Origin of the sequence: Pseudoclavibacter sp. VKM Ac-2888 (genome assembly GCF_015351285.1) — a bacterium.
Taxonomy (GTDB): domain Bacteria; phylum Actinomycetota; class Actinomycetes; order Actinomycetales; family Microbacteriaceae; genus Pseudoclavibacter.
Genome location: NZ_JADKSM010000001.1, coordinates 1,669,105 through 1,689,227 on the forward strand (window position 1 = coordinate 1,669,105; position 20,123 = coordinate 1,689,227).

Annotated in this window: 21 protein-coding genes; 15 read left to right on the top strand and 6 right to left on the bottom strand. The window is 69.1% G+C overall.

Annotation, left to right across the window (positions count from 1 at the left end):
- Positions 1–144: 144 nt before the first annotated feature.
- The 3 genes from ITJ61_RS08025 to ITJ61_RS08035 all read left to right on the top strand — a co-directional run bounded on the left by ITJ61_RS08025 (position 145) and on the right by ITJ61_RS08035 (position 3,851).
- Positions 145–432 carry a DUF1540 domain-containing protein gene (locus ITJ61_RS08025; RefSeq protein WP_104242700.1) on the top strand — a complete coding sequence of 96 codons (288 nt, stop codon included), beginning with the start codon at positions 145–147 and terminating at the stop codon, positions 430–432.
- Positions 433–609: 177 nt separating this feature from the next.
- Positions 610–2,754, top strand: coding sequence for a lamin tail domain-containing protein (locus tag ITJ61_RS08030; protein WP_194685921.1), 2,145 nt, complete (start codon positions 610–612; stop codon positions 2,752–2,754).
- Between the two features lie 278 nt (positions 2,755–3,032).
- Positions 3,033–3,851 carry a hypothetical protein gene (locus ITJ61_RS08035; protein WP_194685922.1) on the top strand — a complete coding sequence of 273 codons (819 nt, stop codon included), beginning with the start codon at positions 3,033–3,035 and terminating at the stop codon, positions 3,849–3,851.
- A 76-nt stretch (positions 3,852–3,927) separates the two neighbouring features.
- Here ITJ61_RS08035 and ITJ61_RS08040 read toward each other — a convergent pair whose 3' ends face one another.
- Both ITJ61_RS08040 and ITJ61_RS08045 read right to left on the bottom strand, forming a co-directional pair.
- Complete coding sequence (locus ITJ61_RS08040; RefSeq protein ID WP_194685923.1) at positions 3,928–5,424, bottom strand: catalase; 1,497 nt, start codon at positions 5,422–5,424, stop codon at positions 3,928–3,930.
- 53 nt (positions 5,425–5,477) lie between these two features.
- Positions 5,478–5,942, bottom strand: a complete 465-nt coding sequence (locus tag ITJ61_RS08045) for a Fur family transcriptional regulator (protein WP_104242706.1) — start codon at positions 5,940–5,942, stop codon at positions 5,478–5,480.
- Positions 5,943–6,026: 84 nt separating this feature from the next.
- Here ITJ61_RS08045 and ITJ61_RS08050 point away from each other — a divergent pair, with 84 nt between their 5' ends.
- The 4 genes from ITJ61_RS08050 to ITJ61_RS08065 all read left to right on the top strand — a co-directional run bounded on the left by ITJ61_RS08050 (position 6,027) and on the right by ITJ61_RS08065 (position 9,409).
- Complete coding sequence (locus tag ITJ61_RS08050) at positions 6,027–6,923, top strand: spermidine synthase (protein ID WP_258063889.1); 897 nt, start codon at positions 6,027–6,029, stop codon at positions 6,921–6,923.
- A gap of 86 nt (positions 6,924–7,009) precedes the next feature.
- Positions 7,010–7,582 (top strand): hypothetical protein, encoded by a 573-nt coding sequence (locus ITJ61_RS08055; RefSeq protein WP_104242710.1) that lies wholly within the window; start codon positions 7,010–7,012, stop codon positions 7,580–7,582.
- A gap of 11 nt (positions 7,583–7,593) precedes the next feature.
- On the top strand, positions 7,594–8,067 hold the full coding sequence (locus ITJ61_RS08060; RefSeq protein WP_104299441.1) for a SprT-like domain-containing protein: 474 nt from the start codon (positions 7,594–7,596) through the stop codon (positions 8,065–8,067).
- Positions 8,068–8,203: 136 nt separating this feature from the next.
- Entirely contained in the window at positions 8,204–9,409 is a 1,206-nt protein-coding gene (locus ITJ61_RS08065; protein ID WP_104299442.1) for a mechanosensitive ion channel family protein, read from the top strand.
- Between the two features lie 20 nt (positions 9,410–9,429).
- Here ITJ61_RS08065 and ITJ61_RS08070 read toward each other — a convergent pair whose 3' ends face one another.
- Entirely contained in the window at positions 9,430–10,458 is a 1,029-nt protein-coding gene (locus ITJ61_RS08070) for a pirin family protein (protein ID WP_194685924.1), read from the bottom strand.
- Positions 10,459–10,523: 65 nt separating this feature from the next.
- Between ITJ61_RS08070 and ITJ61_RS08075 the strand changes: the two genes are divergently transcribed.
- From ITJ61_RS08075 to ITJ61_RS08085, 3 genes are all read left to right on the top strand, one after another.
- Positions 10,524–11,567: a threonine aldolase family protein gene (locus tag ITJ61_RS08075; protein WP_323744315.1), complete on the top strand. Its 1,044-nt coding sequence runs from the start codon at positions 10,524–10,526 to the stop codon at positions 11,565–11,567.
- A 41-nt stretch (positions 11,568–11,608) separates the two neighbouring features.
- Positions 11,609–12,124, top strand: coding sequence for a hypothetical protein (locus tag ITJ61_RS08080; RefSeq protein WP_194685926.1), 516 nt, complete (start codon positions 11,609–11,611; stop codon positions 12,122–12,124).
- Positions 12,125–12,218: 94 nt separating this feature from the next.
- Positions 12,219–13,781 carry an HNH endonuclease signature motif containing protein gene (locus ITJ61_RS08085; RefSeq protein WP_194685927.1) on the top strand — a complete coding sequence of 521 codons (1,563 nt, stop codon included), beginning with the start codon at positions 12,219–12,221 and terminating at the stop codon, positions 13,779–13,781.
- A gap of 34 nt (positions 13,782–13,815) precedes the next feature.
- Here the strand turns inward: ITJ61_RS08085 and ITJ61_RS08090 are convergent, their stop codons facing one another.
- Positions 13,816–14,034 carry a hypothetical protein gene (locus tag ITJ61_RS08090; RefSeq protein WP_194685928.1) on the bottom strand — a complete coding sequence of 73 codons (219 nt, stop codon included), beginning with the start codon at positions 14,032–14,034 and terminating at the stop codon, positions 13,816–13,818.
- Between the two features lie 187 nt (positions 14,035–14,221).
- Between ITJ61_RS08090 and ITJ61_RS08095 the strand changes: the two genes are divergently transcribed.
- On the top strand, positions 14,222–14,725 hold the full coding sequence (locus ITJ61_RS08095) for a GNAT family N-acetyltransferase (RefSeq protein WP_228496626.1): 504 nt from the start codon (positions 14,222–14,224) through the stop codon (positions 14,723–14,725).
- Between the two features lie 16 nt (positions 14,726–14,741).
- Positions 14,742–15,536: an alpha/beta hydrolase gene (locus tag ITJ61_RS08100; RefSeq protein WP_323744316.1), complete on the top strand. Its 795-nt coding sequence runs from the start codon at positions 14,742–14,744 to the stop codon at positions 15,534–15,536.
- Here the strand turns inward: ITJ61_RS08100 and ITJ61_RS08105 are convergent.
- Positions 15,533–16,111, bottom strand: coding sequence for a TetR/AcrR family transcriptional regulator (locus ITJ61_RS08105; RefSeq protein ID WP_104307206.1), 579 nt, complete (start codon positions 16,109–16,111; stop codon positions 15,533–15,535). The genes ITJ61_RS08100 and ITJ61_RS08105 overlap by 4 nt on opposite strands.
- Positions 16,112–16,221: 110 nt before the next feature.
- On the opposite strand from ITJ61_RS08105, the gene ITJ61_RS08110 reads away from it, so the two are divergent.
- Positions 16,222–17,268 (top strand): NADP-dependent oxidoreductase, encoded by a 1,047-nt coding sequence (locus ITJ61_RS08110; protein ID WP_104307208.1) that lies wholly within the window; start codon positions 16,222–16,224, stop codon positions 17,266–17,268.
- Here the strand turns inward: ITJ61_RS08110 and ITJ61_RS19780 are convergent.
- A complete protein-coding gene (locus tag ITJ61_RS19780; protein ID WP_228496627.1) occupies positions 17,231–17,524 on the bottom strand; it encodes a hypothetical protein in 294 nt (97 codons plus the stop codon). The genes ITJ61_RS08110 and ITJ61_RS19780 overlap by 38 nt on opposite strands.
- Before the next feature lie 135 nt (positions 17,525–17,659).
- Between ITJ61_RS19780 and ITJ61_RS08115 the strand changes: the two genes are divergently transcribed.
- Both ITJ61_RS08115 and ITJ61_RS08120 read left to right on the top strand, forming a co-directional pair.
- Positions 17,660–19,072, top strand: a complete 1,413-nt coding sequence (locus ITJ61_RS08115) for a M20 family metallopeptidase (RefSeq protein ID WP_323744317.1) — start codon at positions 17,660–17,662, stop codon at positions 19,070–19,072.
- Positions 19,069–20,073 (top strand): ATP-grasp domain-containing protein, encoded by a 1,005-nt coding sequence (locus ITJ61_RS08120; RefSeq protein ID WP_104307212.1) that lies wholly within the window; start codon positions 19,069–19,071, stop codon positions 20,071–20,073. The genes ITJ61_RS08115 and ITJ61_RS08120 overlap by 4 nt, the downstream gene beginning before the upstream one ends.
- Positions 20,074–20,123: the final 50 nt, after the last annotated feature.

Below are 20,123 nucleotides of genomic sequence, written 5' to 3' on the forward strand. Positions count from 1 at the left end.
AACTCACCCACCCGAGACAGGCAAGGCTCTGCTCAGCAAGGGGACCCTGGCCTTATCAGAAAGGTGCCGCAGAGTCCAGTGTCGGCTTGAGTACCGGCCTCTCCGGCTCCTACCGTGGGAGCAACCCAACATCGGAGGCACACCATGACACTGCTCGATCTCCCCAACGTCAGCACCTGTTCAGTTGCCGGCTGCTCGTTCAACCACGACGGCTGCCACGCTCCCGCGGTGACCATCGACGGCCACGAGGGCTGCGCCACGTTCATCCCGCTGGACCGCAAGGGCGGCCTCGACAAGGTCATCGCCGGCGTCGGCGCCTGCCAGTCGACCGACTGCCGCTTCAACAAGGACCTCACCTGCACCGCTCCTGCGATCCGGGTGGGCGCGCAGGGCAGCGATGCCGCCGACTGCCTCACCTACGAAGCCGCCTGACCGCGCCGTAGTTCACCTCGAAGCGCCGACCTCCGCACGGAGGCCGGCGCTTCGGCGTTCTCCTGCCGTTCAGGTGCCAGCTACCGCTACGGCACCCGCTCCCGCTTCCATGGGCGAGGCGCTGGCGCTCGCCCCGAGCGCACTTCGCTTCATTCCCGAGCGCAGAGGAGCGCGTGCGTGCAAGCACAACGAATCACCCTGGCGGCCTTCGTCGCCGCCATCATCGGCGGAGGTGCGGCCCTGGCAGTTCCCATGTCGGCGAACGCGGCCACCACCCCCGCACCTCACCCGACCGGCGTCGTCATCAACGAGGTCGAATCCTCCGGTGGCGAGCCGGGCGACTGGGTCGAGCTCTTCAACCCGGGCATCGGCGCCATCGACCTGAGCGGCTACGTCCTCACCGACAACTCCCCAGAGGACGCCACGCACCGCTACACGCTGGCGGACGGCACGACCCTGCAGCCCGGCGACTACCTCGTCATCGAGGAGGCCGACTTCGCCTTCGGCCTGGGCGGTGGCGACAGCGCCATGCTCTTCGCGCCGGACGGGACCACGCTCGTGGACGAGCACACCTGGACCCAGCACGCGGCGACCAGCTACGGCCGCTCCCCGAACGGCACCGGCGCCTTCACGGAGACCTCGGAGCCCACCAAGGGAACCGAGAACCTCTTCGCCGGCGTCGACCCCACCTCCCCCGTGGTCATCAACGAGGTCGAGTCGAACGGCGGCACCCCCGGAGACTGGGTCGAGGTCTACAACCGCAGCGCGGAGACGGTGGACATCTCCGGCTGGACGATCGTGGACGACAACGCGGACCACACGCCTGCGCCCGCTCCCGCATCCACCGTGCTCGCGCCCGGCGAGTTCTACGTCTACGAGGAGAGCAGCCTCGGCTTCGGGCTGGGCAGCGGGGACAGCGCCACGCTCGCCGACTCCGCCGGAACGATCCTCGACTCGACCACCTGGATCGACCACGCCGATGTCAGCTGGGCCCGCTGCGCCGACGGCGACGGCGACTTCCGCGCGACGACGGCATCGACCAAGGGCGCACTAAACACATGCTCCGACGTGCCCGTCGAGACGCCAGCTCCCACGGCTCCCGCGCCCGAGCCCTGGACGGGCTCCCCCGAGGTGGCTCCCATCGCGAGCGACGTCATGCTCGGCGAGGACATGTCCGGCCTCGAGTACCAGTACTCCGCAGAAGGCAGCACGCTCTGGGCTGTCGACAACGGCACGGGCGGACTGTACCGCTTCGACGTCGCGGTCGACGGCGGCGTCACCCCGGCGGCCGGCTGGGAGGCGCCCAAGCGGGTTCGCTTCCAGGCGGATGCGGGCAACCCCGCTGCTGCGGGCCCGGACGCCGAGGGCGTGACGGTCTCGGCCGCGCACCCCGAGTCGGTCTACATCGGCTCGGAGCGCGACAACTCGGACAAGCCGACGAACGAGAACACGATCCTCAAGGTCGACCTCGTCGACGCGAGCGGTCCCGACGTGGTCGCGGCCGCCGAGTGGGACCTCACCTCCAGCCTGCCGCAGGTCGGTGCCAACACGGGCATCGAGGCCATCGAGTGGGTCGCGGACAGCGAGCTGGAGGGGCGCCTGCTCGATGAGCGCACGGGAGCGCCATACGACGCCGCGAACTACCCGGGCGCCGACGGCCTGTTCTTCGTCGCCGTCGAGGAGACCGCCGGGGTGTACGCCTACGCGCTCTTCGATGACGGGACCGCCGCCCGCGTCGCGACGCTCGAGTCGGGCCTGGGCGGCGTCATGGCCCTCGACTACGACGAGTCGACGCAGACCCTGTGGGGCATGTGCGACAACGGGTGCGGCGGAACGAGCGCGCTCTTCCAGTTCGGTGCGGCAGACGGCTCCGCCGGCTACTCCGTGACGCGCGTCGCACGCCCGGCCGGCCTGCCGGACACCAACAACGAGGGCTTCGCGATCGCTGCGAACGAGACCTGCCTCGACGGCACCCGTGCTGCGTACTGGCTCGAGGACGGGGTGCAGTCGGACGCCCTCAAGCAGGGCGCCCTCGCGTGCGCCCCGCTCGCGACGCCCGACCCCACGGAGACTGCTGGCCCCACGGAGACGCCTATCACCACGGAGACGCCCGTCGCCACGGAGGCCCCGAGCACCACGACGACGCCAGGCACGGCCACGGGCTCGGACGGCGCTTCGACCGGCGGAAGCGGCGCGAAGGGCCAGGAAGGTGGCACGACGCTCGCGACGACGGGCACAGAGGATCTCGTCATCGCCACGCTGACCGCCCTCGCGGCACTCGCGCTCGGAGCCCTGGCGCTCGCACGCCGCCGCGACGCGTAGCGGCGGCTCGACGAGCACCGCATTCGTCGCAGTGAGGGCAGTGGGGGCAGTGGCATTCGTGCCGCTGCCCCCACTGCTCTCGCGACGCTCGCTGCCACGCTCATCGCCAGGAACGCGCGTGCGCAGACACGGCCGCGGATGCGGGGAGTACTCCCCCGCATGCACGCCGGATGGTCCTGTTCCGTTAGCGTGTCTTCCAGCAGATCGGCTCCGTCGGGTCGCGAGGAAGCGACCCGCTGGCCCCGGACGCGCCAAGCCCCGCATCGAAGGAGACCCCCGTGAAGAAGCTCATGCGCTCGTCGGCGCTCGCGCTCACCGCCCTCTTCCTCCTCTCGGGATGCGCCCTCGTCAACCAGGCGACGGGCGGCCAGCCCCCTGAGGTCGAGGCGACCTCCACCTCCTCGGCGGAGACACCCTCGGGACCAGGCGAGCCACCGTCGGCCACATCCTCCGGCTCCGCGGCCTTCGCCGTCACCTACTCGTGCAGGATGGCCGACTCACGGAGCTTCACCGAAGCACCCTCCGATCTCGCGGAGATCTGGGCGCTCGGCGATGACGTGACGCGCTGCACAGGCAAGTCCAACGGTGGGACGACCTTCACGGAGACCGAGCAGAAGGCGCTCGATGCCCTCGGGCAGGCCGCCACCGATGACGCCAAGGAGGAGGCGGGCGCCGACGACGTCCGTCTTGCGGACGTCTACGCGCTCTGCGCGACCCCCGGCTTCTACTTCGCGGTCTCGCCAGGCATCTCCAACGATGAGCAGGCATCGCAGATCGCGGCCGCGCTCATCCTGTGCCCAGATCACCCTGATGCAGACCCGACCAAGACCTCGCTCAGCACCTATGAGGCGAACGTGAAGGCAGGCATCGACGGCACGCGATTCAACGATGGCGTCTGGAAGGTCGGCAGCGACATCAAGCCGGGCACGTACAAGCCGGAGATGCCGAGCGACACCTGCCGCTGGTTCCGCTACGACGCCAAGGGCGAGTGGATCGAGTCGTCCTACGACAAGCCCCAGGCAGAGATCGTCGTGACGATCGACGCGAGCGACAGCACCTTCGAGTCCCGCAACTGCGGATACTGGCGAGCATCCTGACCCTCGGCTCCATCACGAAAGGCGTGCCCCCTCGAGAAGCTCTCGAGGGGGCACGCCTGTCTCTGCGGGTCAGTGGCTAGTGGCCGACGCCCACGGGTGCCGGGTCGGTGTCCACGGCGTTCGCCTCGACGGCAGCGCGGATGCGCGCACCCGTCTCGGCGTCGATGTTCGTCCAATACTGGAAGGCGTTCGAGCGGACGGGCTCGACAACCGTCTCGAGGGCTCCCGCCACGGTCTCCACGAGGCGGTCACGCTGCTCCGGCGAGTAGACCTCGCGGATGAGCGTGCCGGCCTGCGAGAAGTCGTCGTCGTCCTGGCGGAGCGTGTACGCGCTGCGCACGAGATCGCCGTCGGTCTCCCACGAGTTCTCGACCGGGCCCGTCTGGTCCGCGTAGGGGCGACCGAACGAGTTCGGCGCGTAGACGGGAGCCGCACCGGAGTGCGACACCGTCATGTTGCCGTCGAACGTGTACGAGTTCGTCGCGTTCTTCGGCCGGTTCACGTCGAGCTGCTGGTAGTTGGTGCCGATGCGCGCCCGCTGCGCATCCGGGTACGCGAAGACGCGGCCGAGGAGCATCTTGTCCGGCGAGATGCCGGTTCCCGGCACCTGGTTCGACGGGGAGAACGCAGCCTGCTCGATCTGCGCGAAGAAGTTCTCCGGGTTGCGGTTCAACTCGAGCGTTCCGACCGGGATGAGCGGGTAGTCGGCGTGCGGCCACACCTTCGTCAGGTCGAAGGGGTTGATGCGGTACGTCTTGGCCTCCTCGAAGGGCATGACCTGCACGCTCAGCTTCCAGCGTGGGAAGTCCTTGCGGCCGATCGCGTCGAAGAGATCGCGGCGGTGGAACTCGGCGTCCGAGCCGGCGAGCTTCTCCGCCTCATCGTTCGAGAGCACCTCGACGCCCTGCTCGGAGATGAAGTGGTACTTCACCCAGAAGCGCTCGCCTGCCGCGTTGATCCACGCGTAGGTGTGCGAGCCGTAGCCGTTCATGTGCCGCCAGGACTGCGGGAGTCCGCGGTCTCCCATGAGGTAGGTCACCTGGTGGGCGGTCTCCGGGTTGAGGGTCCAGAAGTCCCACTGCATGCTGTTGTCGCGGAGTCCGGAGTCAGGGAGGCGCTTCTGCGAGCGGATGAAGTGCGGGAACTTCATCGGGTCGCGGAGGAAGAAGACCGGCGTGTTGTTGCCGACGATGTCGAGGTTGCCCTCACTCGTGTAGAAGCGAAGCGAGAAGCCACGAACGTCGCGCCACGTGTCAGGGGAGCCTTGCTCGCCGGCGACGGTCGAGAAGCGGAGGAGCGTCTCGCTCTCGGCGCCCTGCTGGAAGACGGCGGCACGCGTGTACTGCGACACGTCTTCCGTCACCGTGAACGTGCCGAACGCGCCGGCACCCTTGGCGTGCGGGTTGCGCTCCGGGGTGCGCTCGCGGTTGAAGCTCGCGAGCGTCTCGACGAGGCGCACGTCGTGGAGCATCAGGGGGCCGTCTGCTCCGGCGCTGAGGGAGTTGCGGTCGCTCTCGGTGGGCGAGCCGTTGGTCTCGGTCGATGGGACTGTCGGGTCGATGTACTCAGTCATAAACGCTCCTTGTCGGATTCATCTGGGCTGTGGACTGGGAAGGGGATCTGGGGTCAGGGCGTCGCGCAGTCGGCGCAGACACCCCGATACACGACTTCCGCCGTGTGCACCGCGAAGCCGCTCGGCGAAGCCGGAACGAGGCACGGCGCCTCGCCGACGGCGCAGTCGATGTCCTCGATGCGGCCGCATTCGTCGCAGACGGCGTGATGGTGGTTGTCGCCGATACGGGTCTCGAACCGGGCCGCGGTGCGCGGCGCGTCGAAGCGGCGCACGAGGCCGGTGCGGCCGAGGTCGTCGAGGATTCCGTAGACGGCCTGCAGGGTGAGCGAGCCGAGCTCGGCGCGCTGGGGGGTCGCCGCGGCGAAGATTCGCTCCGCGGACGAGTGCGGGCTGGCGTCGAGCAGCTCGAGCACCGCGACCCGCTGACGGGTGACACGAAGACCGGCCCGGCGCAGCGAGGTCCGCCAGAACGCGGCGTCCCGCCGCTCTCTGCTCGCGTGCTCGATGCTGGTGGTCATGAGACCATCGTGGCCGTTCTTTTGAATGATTCCAAACAAGGTCACCCTTGCTCGAAATCCGCGTGTCTCTGCTTGACTTGCCAGGTGTCGCCAGCCAGCAGCAAGACCCCAAGCAGTGCAATCCCCGCGACGAGCGTGACGCTCGACTCCGGAGCTCAGGCGCGGTTCTCGCGCGACGGAGAGGAGTGGACCCTCATCGTCGACGGCACCCCGCAGTCCGCGGTCAACCCGCTCGACCCCAGGGAGCTCTCCTTCGGCTACATCCGGCACATGGGCTACGTCCTCGACCTCGCGTTCCCCGAGGCAGAGGCGATCACCGCCCTCCACCTCGGCGCCGGAGCACTCACGATCCCGCGCTACGTCGACGCCACGCGGCCGCGCTCGAGGCAGCAGGTCGTCGAGCTCGAGCGGTCCCTGGTCGACTTCGTGCGCGAGGTCGTTCCGCTTCCCGCCGGCGCGAGCATCCGCATCCGCTACGGGGATGCACGAGAGCAGCTCGGCAGACTCCCCCGGGGGCTCCTCGGCTCGGTCGATGCGATCGTCGTGGACATCTTCTCCGGCGCACAGACGCCGGCGCATGTGACGAGCGTCGAGTTCTTCGCCGAACTCGAGCCGTTCCTGCGCCCGGACGGCATCGTGCTCGTCAACATCGCCGACGGCCACGATCTCGCCTTCGCGCGGGCCGAGGTCGCAACCCTGATCGAGGTATTCGGCGAGGTCGCGCTCGTCGGCGACCCTGCAATGCTGAAGGGCCGCCGCTTCGGGAACATCGCCGCGGTCGCCTCCCGCTCGCCGGAAGCGCTCTCGCTGCCCGGCCTCGAGAGGCGCGTCGCATCTGGCTTCCCGCCAGCCGTCGTCGTGCGCGGGAAGGCGGTTCGCGAGTTCGTGCGCGGCACGGAGGCCGCGCGCGATGCCTCCGCGACGGCGTCTCCACTGCCCGGGAAGAGCGTCTTCCGCGAGCGCAGGCAGGGCGGCTGGTAGTCGGGAGCAGAAGGCCGACCGACCGGCTCTCCACAACGCGGCGAGGGATGCGCCTATTCCGTCACGGCTGCGGCTAACCTGCTGGGGTGTCAGACGCTCCCATCATCCTCGGCTACGACCCGGAGACCCTCCGCGAGCGCATCGACATCGACGCCGCGGAGGCTCGCCTGGCGGAGATCGCCGTGCTTCGGTCCCTCTCCGCGCTCAACGAGAAGGTCGCGCTGCTGCGCATGCTCGGCCGGCTCGACGAGGCGTTCGACACCGCACAGACCGCCTACCGGCAGTCCCGGTTCACGGGAGCCCGCGAGGATGCCCTCGCCGCTCGCATCCGCAAGGCTCAGGTCCAGCAGTTCCAGGGCAAGCACGACGTCGCGCTGCAGGACCTGAACAACTGCGTCGACGAGGCCCTCACCCACGAATGGGACGAGCTCGCGGCCTTCGCCCTGCAGCATCGAGGCAAAGTGCGCTTCGAGCAGCGCGAGTACACCGACGCGCTCGTCGACTTCGAGCGCGCGCACGAGCTTCGCCTTGCGAGGGGCGTCGCGGCCGACCAGCTGCAGTCCTCGAAGTTCGCGATCCGCGTCACCCGCGCGATCCTCGAGGGCGACGAGGAGCCCTCCTCGGAGCTGAGCGAGCCGATCACCTCGATCGACTCCTAGGGGCGGGGCCCGTGGCCGACCTGGCCAAGGTGCGAGTCTGGGCGGAAGCGCTCATCCGCATGCACCTCGACGAGAGCTGGAGCTTCGGCTTCGATCACGCGAAGAAGCGCGCTGGCGCCTGCAACTTCCGAGACAGGCGCATCACCGTCTCCCGCTACCTCTCGGCCCGCTACGACGACGACACGGTGCACCAGACGCTGCTGCACGAGGTCGCCCACGCCGTCGCCGGGCACAAGGCGGGGCACGGCCCCGAATGGAAGCGCATCGCCGACGAGCTCGGCTACGTCGGCGGTCGCACGCACGACGGCGAAGTGGCGACCGAGTTCGCGAAGTGGGTCGGGGTCTGCCCCAATGGGCACGAGGTCCTGAGGTTCCGCCGCCCGACGCGCGGCAGGCTCGTCTCCTGCCTCCGGTGCGCACCTTCCTTCGACCGGCGGTACCTCATCCAGTGGCGGGAGCGCTCGGAGGCTGAGCGACGGGGCTGAATCCCGGGGCTGAACCCCGGTGCGGAGATGTGCGCGCTGGCGGGCAGGCCAGGCAGCACGGAGGCTCGCTCACTAGCGTTGCTTCCCCAGCCCTCCACTCCCGCACGGAGGGGCCCTCCACTCCCCGAGGAGGAACGTGCTCGATCCCTGGTGGAACTTCGCCCTCTCGATTGCCGTCGCCGTCGTCGCGGCCGTCACGCTCACCGCGCTCGTCGCGCTCATCATCCGCCTCGTCGCGAAGCGCCTTCGCTGGCCGGAGCCGCTCGTGCGACACACGCGGCGCCCCTTCCGCGTCGTCGTGCTCATCATCGCGCTCTGGGCCGCAGTCGCCGTCGCCTTCCCTTCCGACGGTGACGGGTCCTGGCGCGACCTCATCTACCACGCGCTCACGATCTTCATCATCGCCGCCGGCGCCTGGCTCATGGCGGGACTCGTCGCCTTCTCGACGGACATCACGCTGGGTCGCAACCGCATCGACGTGGCGGACAACCGCGTGGCTCGGCGCATTCGCACGCAGACCCTCATCCTCCGGCGGCTCGCAGTCGCGGTGATCATCGTCATCGCTCTGGGGGCGATCCTCCTCACGTTCCCTGCGGTGCGGACCGTTGGGGCGAGCCTCCTCGCCTCCGCCGGCATCGCCTCCGTGGTCGCGGGCCTCGCAGCCCAGTCGGTCCTCGCGAACATCTTCGCGGGCCTGCAGCTCGTGTTCAGCGAGGCGCTGCGCGTGGACGACGTCGTCGTGGTCGAAGACGAGTGGGGGCGTATCGGCGAGATCACGCTGAGCTACGTCGTCGTCGACCTGTGGGACGACCGCCGCCTCGTGCTGCCGTGCACCTACTTCACGACCCAGCCCTTCCAGAACTGGACGAGGCAGGGCAGCGAGCTGCTCGGATCCGTGGAGCTCGACGTGGACTGGCGCGTCTCCCCGGCGCTCATGCGAGAGCGCCTCGCCGAGGTGCTCACGCAGACCGACCTCTGGGATGGGCGGGCGCAGGTCCTCCAGGTGACCGAGGCGACGGGCGGACTCGTCCGCATCCGCATCCTCGTCACCGCGGTGGATGCGCCCACCCTCTTCGACCTGCGCTGCTTCGTGCGCGAGGCCATGGTGACGTGGATGCAGCGCACCATGCCGTCGGCGCTGCCCGTGCAGCGTGTGCTCATCACCGAGTCGGCAGGTCCGGGCGATGCCGCATCGCGGGCATCGCAGGCGGAGGACACCAGAAACGACGACGACAGCGCCGGCGGGTCCGGGCTCTTCACCGGGAGCGTCCAGGCGCAGGAGCGGGCATCGGTGTTCACGAACGCCATCCCCATCATCGACCCCGAGGACCGCGCGCGATAGCGGTCCCGCTCAGGGCCGGCTCAGTCCTCGCGGGTTCGCCCGCGCGGGCTGAGCCGGACGTTCGGGAGCGTCGGAGCGGCGAGCGTCCTGCCCTCGTGGCTGTCGACGCGGCCGAAACGGGCATCAGTGCCGGCACTCGACCTGCTCCGCTGCCACTCGTCGCGAGCTGCCGCGACGTCGTCGTGGGAGGAACCGACGAAGTTCCAGAACATGACGATCTTCTCCTCGAAGGGCGCTCCACCGAGCAGCAGGGCGCGCCCGCCATCACTCGCGCCCACGATCGCGCGGTCAGTGCCAGTGGGCAGGTAGCCCACGGCTCCGACGGGAAGCTCGACGTCGTCGACCGTGATGCCGGGAGAGCACGCGAGGATGCCGTGCTCGTAGCTGGGCTCGAGGTCGAGCTGCGCCTCCGCGCAACCGGAGAAGGCGAGCTCGACGCCGACAAGCGGCGAGAAGCTGGGCGCAGGCGAGCGGAGGCCCGCGAACTCCCCCATGAAGATGGTCGCCTCGACGGGGGTCCCAGCCGTCGTGGGAGACGGCAGTCGCAGCGATGAACATCGGTCCAGGCCGACGAAGGCCGGCGCGATATCCCGCTGCGCAGCTGGCAGGGCCACCCAGAGCTGCACGCCATGCAGCACGCGGGCCCGATCAGGGCGATCAGCGGACACCTCCGAGTGGGTGATGCCACGCCCGGCGGTCATCACGTTGACGCCACCGGGCTCGACCTCATGGAAACTGCCGATGGAGTCCCGGTGCACGACCTCGCCGGAGAACAGCCAGCTGACGGTCTGCAGCCCCGTGTGCGGGTGCGGGGGCACATCCATGCCAGCACCCGACGGCACGTCCACGGGGCCGTAGTGGTCGATGAAGCACCAGGCGCCGATGAAGTGGCGGAACTTGTTGGGCAGCGAGCGCAGGACAGGCAGCGAGCGCGGGCCACCAAGCGGCACCTCACGCGGCAGGAGCAGCTCGATACCGGCCACCACCTGCCCGGTCTCGTAGGCGGCCTGCAGCTGTGCCTCGATGGGGTTGGCCTCCGCGTTGCTCATAGCTCAGAGCGTAGACGCGAACCCATGAGTTCTCATCGATGTGGCACGTGCGGAAGAATGGATCGGTGATCACGCAGCTGCACGACCCCCACCTCCGCACCTTCACGAGCGACAACGCCGCGGGCGCTCACCCGCAGGTCCTGGATGCGCTCGTCACCGCCAACGGCGGGCATGTCGGCGCCTACGGGGGCGACCCCTACTCGGCGGCATTCCAGGCGCTGTGCAAGGACCTCTTCGGCGCGGAGGCGATCGGCCTGCCGGTCTTCAACGGCTCCGGTGCCAACGTCGTCGCGCTGCAGTCGATGGTGCCGCGCTGGGGCGGCGTCGTATGCCCGGCTTCAGCGCACATCAACACCGACGAGAACGCCGCCCCGGAGCGCGTCGGCGGGGTGAAGCTCCTCACCGTCGAGACGGCGGACGGCAAGCTCGTTCCGGCGGACATCGAGCGGGCCGCAGCCGTGCGCCGCGACGTGCACCGGGCCACGCCCCTCGCCGTGAGCATCAGCCAGGCGACCGAGGTCGGCACCGCCTACTCGCCAGATGAGGTTCGGGCGCTCGCCGACGTCGCCCACGCGAGCGGCATGTGGCTGCACGTCGACGGCGCGCGCCTCTCGAACGCCGCCGCCCACTTCGGCTGCACGCTCGCCGAGGTCTCCAGCGCGGCCGGGGCCGACGTCATCAGCCTGGGCGGCACCAAGAACGGCGCGCTGGCCGCCGAAGCGGTTGTCGTCGTCAACCCGGAAGCCGTCTACGGCACCGAAGAGGCCCGCAAGATCGACCTGCAGCTGTCATCGAAGATGCGCTTCACCTCCGCCCAGCTCCTCGCACTGTTCGGTGACGAGCTGTGGCGCGAGAACGCGGAGCACGCCAACGCCATGGCCGCGCGCCTCGCCGCCGGCATCGAGCGCGTCCACGGCTGCTCAGTGCCACTCCCCCGCCAGGCGAACGGCGTCTTCGCCATTCTCCCCGGCGAGGTCGCCGAGCGCGTCAGCGAGAGCTACGCGTTCCACACCTGGGACGCGTCTCGCGGCCTCGTCCGCTTCCTCTGCTCCTGGGACACGACCGAGCACGACGTGGATGCCCTTATCGCGGCAGTCGCGGGAGCGTAGGCCAGCCGCGCGGCCCCGGGTGGGCAGGTACCCTCGGGGCCGTGACTGACTACACCGCCTGGCAACGCCTCTGCACGCTCATCGACGACGACCCCGAGATCTGGCCGAGCGTCCAGCAGGCTCTCGAGGGCGACTCTCGGGACGAGGACGAGGACCAGTCCGAGGACCAGTCCGACGACGACCGAGACGAGAGCGGCGTCGAGGAGGACGACGGCGCGGATGAGGCCTGGGGCGCGCTCATCGACGCCCTCGACGACTGCGGAGCGCTGGCCTACCTCCACGCCGAGGACACAGGCATGGAGCTCGCAGACGCCCTGGCCGGAGTTCCGCGGATCGTCCGCCTCGGCCTCGACACCGATGAGGTCGGCGACGTGGACGGCGACGTGCCGACAGCAGCCGCCGCAGCTGATGCGCTCCTCGCGCCCGTGGGGCTCGCACTCGTGTTCCTCGAGGAGGACAGCGACGCCCACCCGCTGGTCGTCGTACCGCGCGAGTCCGTCACCGAGATCGTCGACACGGCCGCCGCGCTCGGCTTCGTCGCGAGGCAGCTGCCCTGAGGCAGGCCTGAGGACGCGTCGATGGCAGCGATCTCGCCTCGAATGTTATCCACAATTCCTCGAATCTACATTCGAGTAATGCTACGATGGAACCATGTACCAAGCGGCGGCGAAGTTCGAGGAGCGGTGGCATTTCGATGTCAACGATCCGGCTTCCGTCGCCGCTGAACGCGCCACCATCCTGTCCGAGACCGCCCGCATCGAATCCGCCAAGCGTGCGATCGACGCCGAGCAGATCCTGCTCGAAGCTCGTGCGTACAACTTCGGCTACCTCCTCGACCTCGCCGAAGGGCATCCCGAGATGGGCATGCACGTACGGTCGATCTCGGCAGAGATCTCGATCGAGGTGCAGGCGAAGCACGGCTTCGTCATGAGGCAGCTCGCCGGTTCGTGGAACGCCGTGCGTGAATTTCCGGCCGCAGTGGACGCCGTGGCCGACGGGCGCATCTCCGGTCGCCACCTCGATGCCATCGTCAGCTCAGGGCTCCTCGTCACCCACGAGGTCGAAGCCGAGCAGACCGCCCTGCGTGCCCGCTACGTCGACCTCGCACTCCGCGAGGTAAGCACCCAGATCCTGACGGACGCGGCACTGAAGCGGCTGACCGCCCGCATCGCAGAGGAACTCACGCGGGTCCCACTCGCCGAGCGGCGCAAGGTGACGCGCATGAAGGGCTTCGTGTCCGTGACCGACTCCGGTGACGGACACGGAGTGCTCCACGTCGGCGGCTCACTCCTTCTCCTCACCGCCGTCCGGGACAGAGTCAGAAAGCAAGCGACACTCGTCCTGCGAGCTCGATCACGGGCGCAGAAGGCTCAAGCAACGGGAGAGGTGCCGCACGGCGCCGCCGACGAGCGCACCCGCGGCGAGGTCAGCGCCGACCTCATCTGCGACCAGCTCCTCACGAGCGAACCGAACTCCACACCCCTGGCATCCGGGGTCCAGGCGAAGGTGCACCTGGTCATCCCCACGACCACGCTGCTCGCCGACGAACGCGACCCCGGCCACCCTCCGGCTCTGCTCGACGGCCTCACACCGGTACCGCTCGACGAAGCCAAGCGTCTCGCGGCCCACGCCCCCATGTTCACGAGAATTCTCACCCACCCGATCACGGGCACCGTCCAGGCCGTCGACACCTACAAGCCAACAGCGGCGATGCGGCGATTCCTCGCGGCGCGCGACGTGCACTGCCGGTTCCCCGGCTGCCGACTCCCAGCACGCGGGTGCCACATCGACCACACCCATGAGTGGCAGCACGGCGGTGCAACCTGCACGAACAACTTGGAGCACCTCTGCGTGTTCCACCACGTCATGAGGCACGCAACGCCGTGGTCGGTTCTGCAGCTCGAAGGCGGAGTCCTCCAGTGGACGACACCAAGCGGAAAAGTCCTGACAGACAGACCCGACAGGCAAGGCGTTCGCTTCGCGCCGTCGGCGGATGCCGGAAACACCAGCCCGCCGAAGGCAACGAGTGAGGCGGATGCAAGGTCAAGGTCAAGGTCAAGGTCAGGGCCTGCGCCTGGGACAGAGACAGAGACAGGGACAGAGACAGAGACAGACGCAGGATCAGGCACAGGAACAGGCACAGGACCGGACGTCGAGCGGGGCAGCAGCGCCCGGCGAGAACGCGACGCGGGCACCGACCCTCCGCCGTTCTAAGACCTCGCCGAGCGAGACCTCCTCGCTCCCCGAGCTAGACCTCTTCGATACCGACGCCGCGGAGCAGAAGCCTCTGCTCTCCAACCCCTGCGCGCTCCGAGAGGAAGACCCGCGAGAGCACCTGCTGCAGGCGAACAACGAACAAGGGAGCGCCGGCCGCATGTCCATCAGACGCGCGTGCCTCGGTCGTGCGCCCGCCCGTCGTGCGATTGTCGGTCAACTGGCCGTGCGTCATGCGGAGCGTGATGCTCATGATCTGCCCTTCGTGCGGCACCGGTTGGATAGGTCGTCCCGTCAGCGTAGGAATCCCCGGTCCGGAGGAACAGCAGCCTGCGCAAGACGGGCACACGAGACGACACCCCGCTTCGCGGGGCGAAACACGGCGTCACCTGGGGGCCGAACGAAGAGCGAGACGCCCGGAGGCGGAGCACCATGTGCGCATGACAAACGCGCTCACCGTCCGCCACCTCGACATCACCTCCGCCGAGGTGTCGGAAGTGCTCGACATCCTCGACGCGGAGTACCGAACCAGGTACCGGGAGTTCTACACAGACGACATCACCGCGTACCCCGTCACCGACTTCACGTCCCCCGACGGCGCCTTCATCGGCATCCACGAGGGTGACCTCCTCGTCGCCGCCGGCGCCATCCGCCGATACGACTCCACCACCGCAGAGGTCAAGCGCATGTGGACACGCGACACGCACCGCCGCCGCGGATTCGCCCAGCGGGTCCTGCGAGAACTCGACGCAGCAGCCGGAGACCTCGGCTATACCCGCATCTTCCTCACCACCGGCTCTCGGCAGCCCGAAGCAGTCGCCCTCTACCGAGCGTCGGGCTTCGAAGGCGGCGAGCGACGCATCCCGGAATTCGACCTCCCCGTCTTCGCGTTCGAGAAGCCCGTCGGCCGCACCACCCTCGTCGAGCACCCCTCCCACAGCTGAGCGATATCCTCGGCGGGTGCCAGCAACTCCCCCGAACCAGCAGCCACCGCGACGCAGACGCAGCCGGCTGCGACGCGCGCTGATCTGGACCTTCTCGGTCATCGCCGCGGTCTTCGTCGTCGCCATCGCAGCATTCCTGATCTGGGCGAACGTCGGGGTCATGGCAGCCGAACCGGAACCCCTCGCATCGGTCACGAACAACCCAGCTATCTCGGTCACCGAGGTCGACGGCTCCCTCGTGCTGAGCCCGAGCGAGGAGCCAAGCGACACCGGACTCGTGTTCATCCCCGGAGCCAAGGTCGAGCCGTCGGCCTACGCCGCGAAGCTCTCGAGCCTGGTCACCGACGACAACATGACCGTCGTCATCCCGCAGCCGCTCCTCAACCTCGCGTTCTTCGACACCCGCACGCTCGACGACTACACGACCGCCGCCCCCGAGGTCACCACCTGGTCCGTCGGTGGGCACTCCCTCGGCGGAGTCCGCGCCTGCCAGCTCGCCGAGTCGCCGGACGTCGCCGGCCTGCTGCTGTTCGGCAGCTACTGCGCCAACGACCTCGCCGACGACGAATCGCTCGACGTGCTCAGCATCACAGGAAGCGCCGATGGGCTCAGCACCCCGCAGAAGGCAGCGGACGCACGCGGCCTGCTCCCCGCCGACGCCGAGACCCTGGAGATCGAGGGCGCGAACCACGCGATGTTCGGCGACTACGGCCCGCAGTCCGGCGACGGAACCGCGACGATCCCCGACGAGGACGGGCGCCAACAGATCGCCGCGGCGACCTCAGCCTGGGCGGCAGAGCTCCAACCCTAGGCGGAAGGCACGGCGTCAGGCGAAGCGAGCATCCGCCGCACAGTCGGCTGCACGTCGACGGACGCGTCGGGGAGGTCCTCCTCTAGCAGGGAGAGCCGGTGCAGGACGACCCCGTCGATGAACGCGAACAGCGCAGACGCACGGGCCTCGGCATCGTCGACGCCGAGACCTGCGATGGCACCCGCCGCCCAGCCCCGCAGGCGATCGCGGCCCACCCGGATCGCCTCGGCGACCACCGCGTTGTGGGTTCCCTCGAGGACCAGGGCGTACCTGGCGAGCGTCTGCGTGCGGCCGACGCCCGTCATGTCGTCCACCCCAGCGCAGATCGCCGCGCAGAAGCGCTCCACGCTCGGCTCGCCCCACTCGTAGCTCAGCAGCCACTCGGCGTAGTCGCTGCGCTCCAAGCGACCGATGACGCCCTCGATGAGCGCCTGACGTGTCCTGAAGTGGTTCGACGTCGACCCCCGCGGGAGCCCCGCCTCGGCGTCGACCCGCGCGTGCGTGAGCGCACGCATCCCGCCAGATGCGAGGAGCTCGAGGGCGGCGGTCAGCGAACGATCACGCGTGGAGGGCACCCCCGAACTCTAGACGCAGAGATCTCGACACAGAAACTACGGGCGTAGTGCATCCACTACGAATGTAGTCATCGACCGGTCTGGTCAGAATGCTGTGATTGTCTGACGTGATGACCTCAACCGCCATCAGCACGCAGATCCAGCTCGCCTCCCGCCCGGAGGGGTGGCCCAAGGAAACGGACTTCCGCACGGTCACGGTCGAGTACGCCGAGCTGCAGCCAGGTCAGGTGCGCGTCGAGAACCTCTTCCTCTCGGTCGATCCGTACATGCGCGGCCGCATGACCGACGCGCCGAGCTACGTCGCCCCCTACGCCCTGGGCGAGACGCTCACCGGCGGCGCGGTCGGCGTCGTGGTCGAGTCGGCCAGTGACGAGGTCCCGGTCGGGGCGCACGTGCTCCACGCATTCGGGTGGCGCGACATCGCCCAGGAGGACGCGGCGTCGTTCCGCGTCGTCGACGAGATTCCCGGCGTCCCGCTGTCGCTCTACCTCTCGATGCTCGGCATGACCGGCCTCACCGCCTACGTCGGCCTCACCGCGATCGCGGGCCTCAAGGAGGGCGAGACGGTCTTCGTATCGGGTGCGGCGGGTGCCGTCGGCACCGCGGTCGGACAGATCGCCCGCAAGCTCGGCGCCAGCCGCATCATCGGCTCAGCGGGCTCCGACGAGAAGGTGGCCCTCCTCACGGAGAAGTACGGCTTCGACGCCGCCTTCAACTACAAGGAACGGCCCGTGCGGGAGCAGCTCGCGGAGGCGGCGCCAGACGGTATCGACGTGTACTTCGACAACGTGGGAGGCGACCACCTCGAGGCGGCCCTCGACGTCTTCAACCGGGGCGGCCGAGCGGCGCTGTGCGGTGCCATCTCGAGCTACAACGAGCGCGAGAAGCCAGCGGGTCCGGACAACATGGCCAACCTCATCAAGCAAGCCCTGCGGTTGGAGGGCTTCACTGTCGGAGGCTACGGCCACCTCGCCGGGGAGTTCCAGCCGCGGATGGTCGAGTGGCTGCGGGCGGGCGAGATCGCCTACGACGAGACGGTCGTCGTCGGCCTGGACAGCACCGTGCAGGCGTTCCTCGACATGATGCGCGGCGCCAACACGGGCAAGATGATCGTGGATCTCAGCGGCGAAGCGCGCGCTCGTGCCGTGTATGCATGACGAGCCCCGGCACGAACAGAACGAGAATGACGGGAAGCATCGCGAAGAGCCCGATGACGTGCCACAGCTGACCGGCGGCGACGACGGCCAGGAGGGCCCCGCCCATGCGCAGCCAGCTCGCGAGCTTCGGCGTCCCCGGCGGGTCCTTGAAGATAGGCAGCCTGCGCCCGGCACCCGCCCGTCCGACAAGGAAGTGCGCCCAGGTCGTGAGCGCGAGGCTGAGCCCGAGCAGCACGGCACCGAGGATGAACATCACGCTGCCACTGTAATCCAGCTTCACGTTACGGCCCACGACGGCGACCCCGACACGGCCCACCACGCTCCCGGAGAATCGAGGCACGATGGATGCGGACGGCCCACCCGGGGCTGCCGGCGGCAAGGAGCACACCACGTGAGCGAAGCAGCAGACCCGACCAGCGCACCCCGAGCAACAGGGGCGACCCGCGGAATCCGGGTGGGCGCATCTCCCACGACTCCCAGCAGCACCTACCTCGATCTCGTGGCCGCAGAGACCGCCATCGCCGCGGCCGCCGCGCCGCCCATCACCTCACCGCACGACGGAGCCTCCATCGAGGACACATCGGCCATCCGCGCGGCCGCTGATTCCCTGCAGCCTGAGCTGGTCGAGCTCTCCCACCGCATCTTCGAATACGCCGAGGAGGGCTTCGAGGAGACGCAGAGCGTCGCCGACATCGCCGAACTGCTCGCAGAGCACGGCATCACGGCACAGGTGGGAGCCTTCGGGCTCGACACGGCGCTCGTCGCGGAGCTCGTCGTCGGCGAAGCGAAACCAGATTCGACGGAGGCGCCGACGGTCGCGATCCTCGCCGAGTACGACGCCCTGCCCGGCGTCGGGCACGGCTGCGGGCACAACATCATCGCCGCCTCCGCTGTCGGCGCCTTCCTCTCGCTCGTCGAGGCGAGCCGCCGCCACGAACTCCCCGCGGGCCGGATCGTGCTCTACGGCACGCCCGCGGAAGAGGGCGGCAACGGGAAGGAGATCATGGCGAGGGCCGGCGCATTCGACGACGTCGACGCCGCCATCATGATCCACCCGTTCGGCTACGACGTCACCGACCAGCCATTCATCGGGCGACGCATCCTGCGTGTGCGCTACTACGGCGTCCCGGCACACGCCTCAGCCTCGCCGTTCCAGGGCCGGAACGCGCTCGACGCCGCCAACCTCAACTACCAGGCCACGGGCCTCATCCGGCAGCACCTCTACCCCGGCGACCGCATCCACGGCGTCATCCTCGACGGCGGGCAGCGCCCCAACGTCGTGCCGGAGTTCGCGGAGCTCGAGTACTACGTCCGCTCGAACGCGGCGGAGACCTTGAAGGAGCTGAGCCTGCGCCTCGAGGACATCGCCAACGGCATCGCCCTCGCGACCGGCACGGGCGTCGAGGTCGAGTGGGACCCGCAGCCGTTCACGATGCCGCTGCGCTACAACACGCCCCTCTCCGAGCGGTGGGCGGTGCACCAGGAGGCGCGGGGCCGACGCGTCCTCACGAAGGCGTCCGTGCCATCGCACCTCGCCGCCTCCACCGATTTCGGCAACGTGAGCGTTCGCGTGCCGGGCATCCACCCCGTCATCGCCATCAGCCCACCGGATGTGAGCCTGCACACACGTGAGTTCGCTCAATACGCGACCAGCGACGCCGCGAGCACGGCCATCGCCGATGCGAGCACCGGCCTCGCACTCGTGGCCGCCGATTTCCTCGCCGACTCCAACCTCCGTGCCGCCGCACGGGCCGACTTCGACGCGGCCGGCGGCGCACTCGATGTCGAAGGGTTCTTCTCATGAGCGCATCTCCCTCCTCCCAGCCCGCAGCTGCTGGCCCTGTCGTCTACGCCCTGCACGAGAACCCCGAATGGTGGCCGCCGTTCCAGGCCGCCTTCGACGCGGCCGGTGTCCCGGTCTTCGAGTGGCGGCTCGTCGAGGGCGTGCTCGACATCGACGCGCTCCCGCCAGAGGGCATCTTCTGGTCCCGCATCAGCGCCTCGTCGCACACCCGAGACCACGCACTCTCGAAGGACTACGCACGCTCGGTGCTCAACTGGGTGGAGGCTGCCGGCCGGCGCACCGTCAACGGCCGGCGGGCCATCGAGCTCGAGGTCAGCAAGGTCGACCAGCTGACGCTGCTGCGCCGCGCCGGCATCGACACACCCCGCACGGTCGCCGTCATCGGCAAGCAGGGACTGCGGGACGCGGCGAGGGAGTTCCCGACACCCTTCATCACGAAGCACAACCAGGGCGGCAAGGGCCTCGGCGTGCGCCGCTTCGACGCGTTCGCCGACTTCGAGAGCTACCTCGACTCCCCCGAGTTCGAGGAGCCGCTCGACGGCATCACCCTCCTGCAGGAGTACCTGCGACCGGCAGGCGGGTTCATCACCCGCGTCGAGATCGTCGGCGGCGAACACATCTACTCGATCGCGGCAGACACCATCCACGGCGGGTTCCAGCTCTGCCCGGCGGATGCCTGCGCGATCGACCCAGACACTGGGCGCCCGGTCGTGCCCCCAGGTGCTGAGCTCGCGCCAGAGCCAGGCACCTCGATCTTCTCGCTCCGACAGGGCGGGCACGACGAGATCGTCGAGCGCCTCATCGCGTTCACGAAGGAGATCGGCCTCGAGATCGCCGGCATCGAGTTCATCGAGACCGAGGACGGCCGTCAGGTGGTGTACGACATCAACACGAACACCAACTACAACGCCGACGTCGAGCGCGTCGCCGAAGGATCCGGGCCGGGCGCGATCGCCGCCCTCCTCGGGCGCATCCTCCGCGAGACCTACCCGAACTCGTAGTCGAACGCAGCGTCGAGCACGCAGCCGGACAGCGAAGAGGTGGGCGTTGG

What these genes read in the sequence shown, in the direction of transcription:
- ITJ61_RS08025 (WP_104242700.1), top strand. Translation starts at nt 145, where the DNA reads ATGACACTGCTCGATCTCCCCAACGTCAGCACCTGTTCAGTTGCCGGC.
- ITJ61_RS08040 (WP_194685923.1), bottom strand. Translation starts at nt 5,424, where the DNA reads ATGACTGAGTACATCGACCCGACAGTCCCATCGACCGAGACCAACGGC.
- ITJ61_RS08045 (WP_104242706.1), bottom strand. Translation starts at nt 5,942, where the DNA reads ATGACCACCAGCATCGAGCACGCGAGCAGAGAGCGGCGGGACGCCGCG.
- ITJ61_RS08070 (WP_194685924.1), bottom strand. Translation starts at nt 10,458, where the DNA reads ATGAGCAACGCGGAGGCCAACCCCATCGAGGCACAGCTGCAGGCCGCC.
- ITJ61_RS08085 (WP_194685927.1), top strand. Translation starts at nt 12,219, where the DNA reads ATGTACCAAGCGGCGGCGAAGTTCGAGGAGCGGTGGCATTTCGATGTC.
- ITJ61_RS08090 (WP_194685928.1), bottom strand. Translation starts at nt 14,034, where the DNA reads ATGAGCATCACGCTCCGCATGACGCACGGCCAGTTGACCGACAATCGC.
- ITJ61_RS08095 (WP_228496626.1), top strand. Translation starts at nt 14,222, where the DNA reads ATGACAAACGCGCTCACCGTCCGCCACCTCGACATCACCTCCGCCGAG.
- ITJ61_RS08110 (WP_104307208.1), top strand. Translation starts at nt 16,222, where the DNA reads ATGACCTCAACCGCCATCAGCACGCAGATCCAGCTCGCCTCCCGCCCG.
- ITJ61_RS08120 (WP_104307212.1), top strand. Translation starts at nt 19,069, where the DNA reads ATGAGCGCATCTCCCTCCTCCCAGCCCGCAGCTGCTGGCCCTGTCGTC.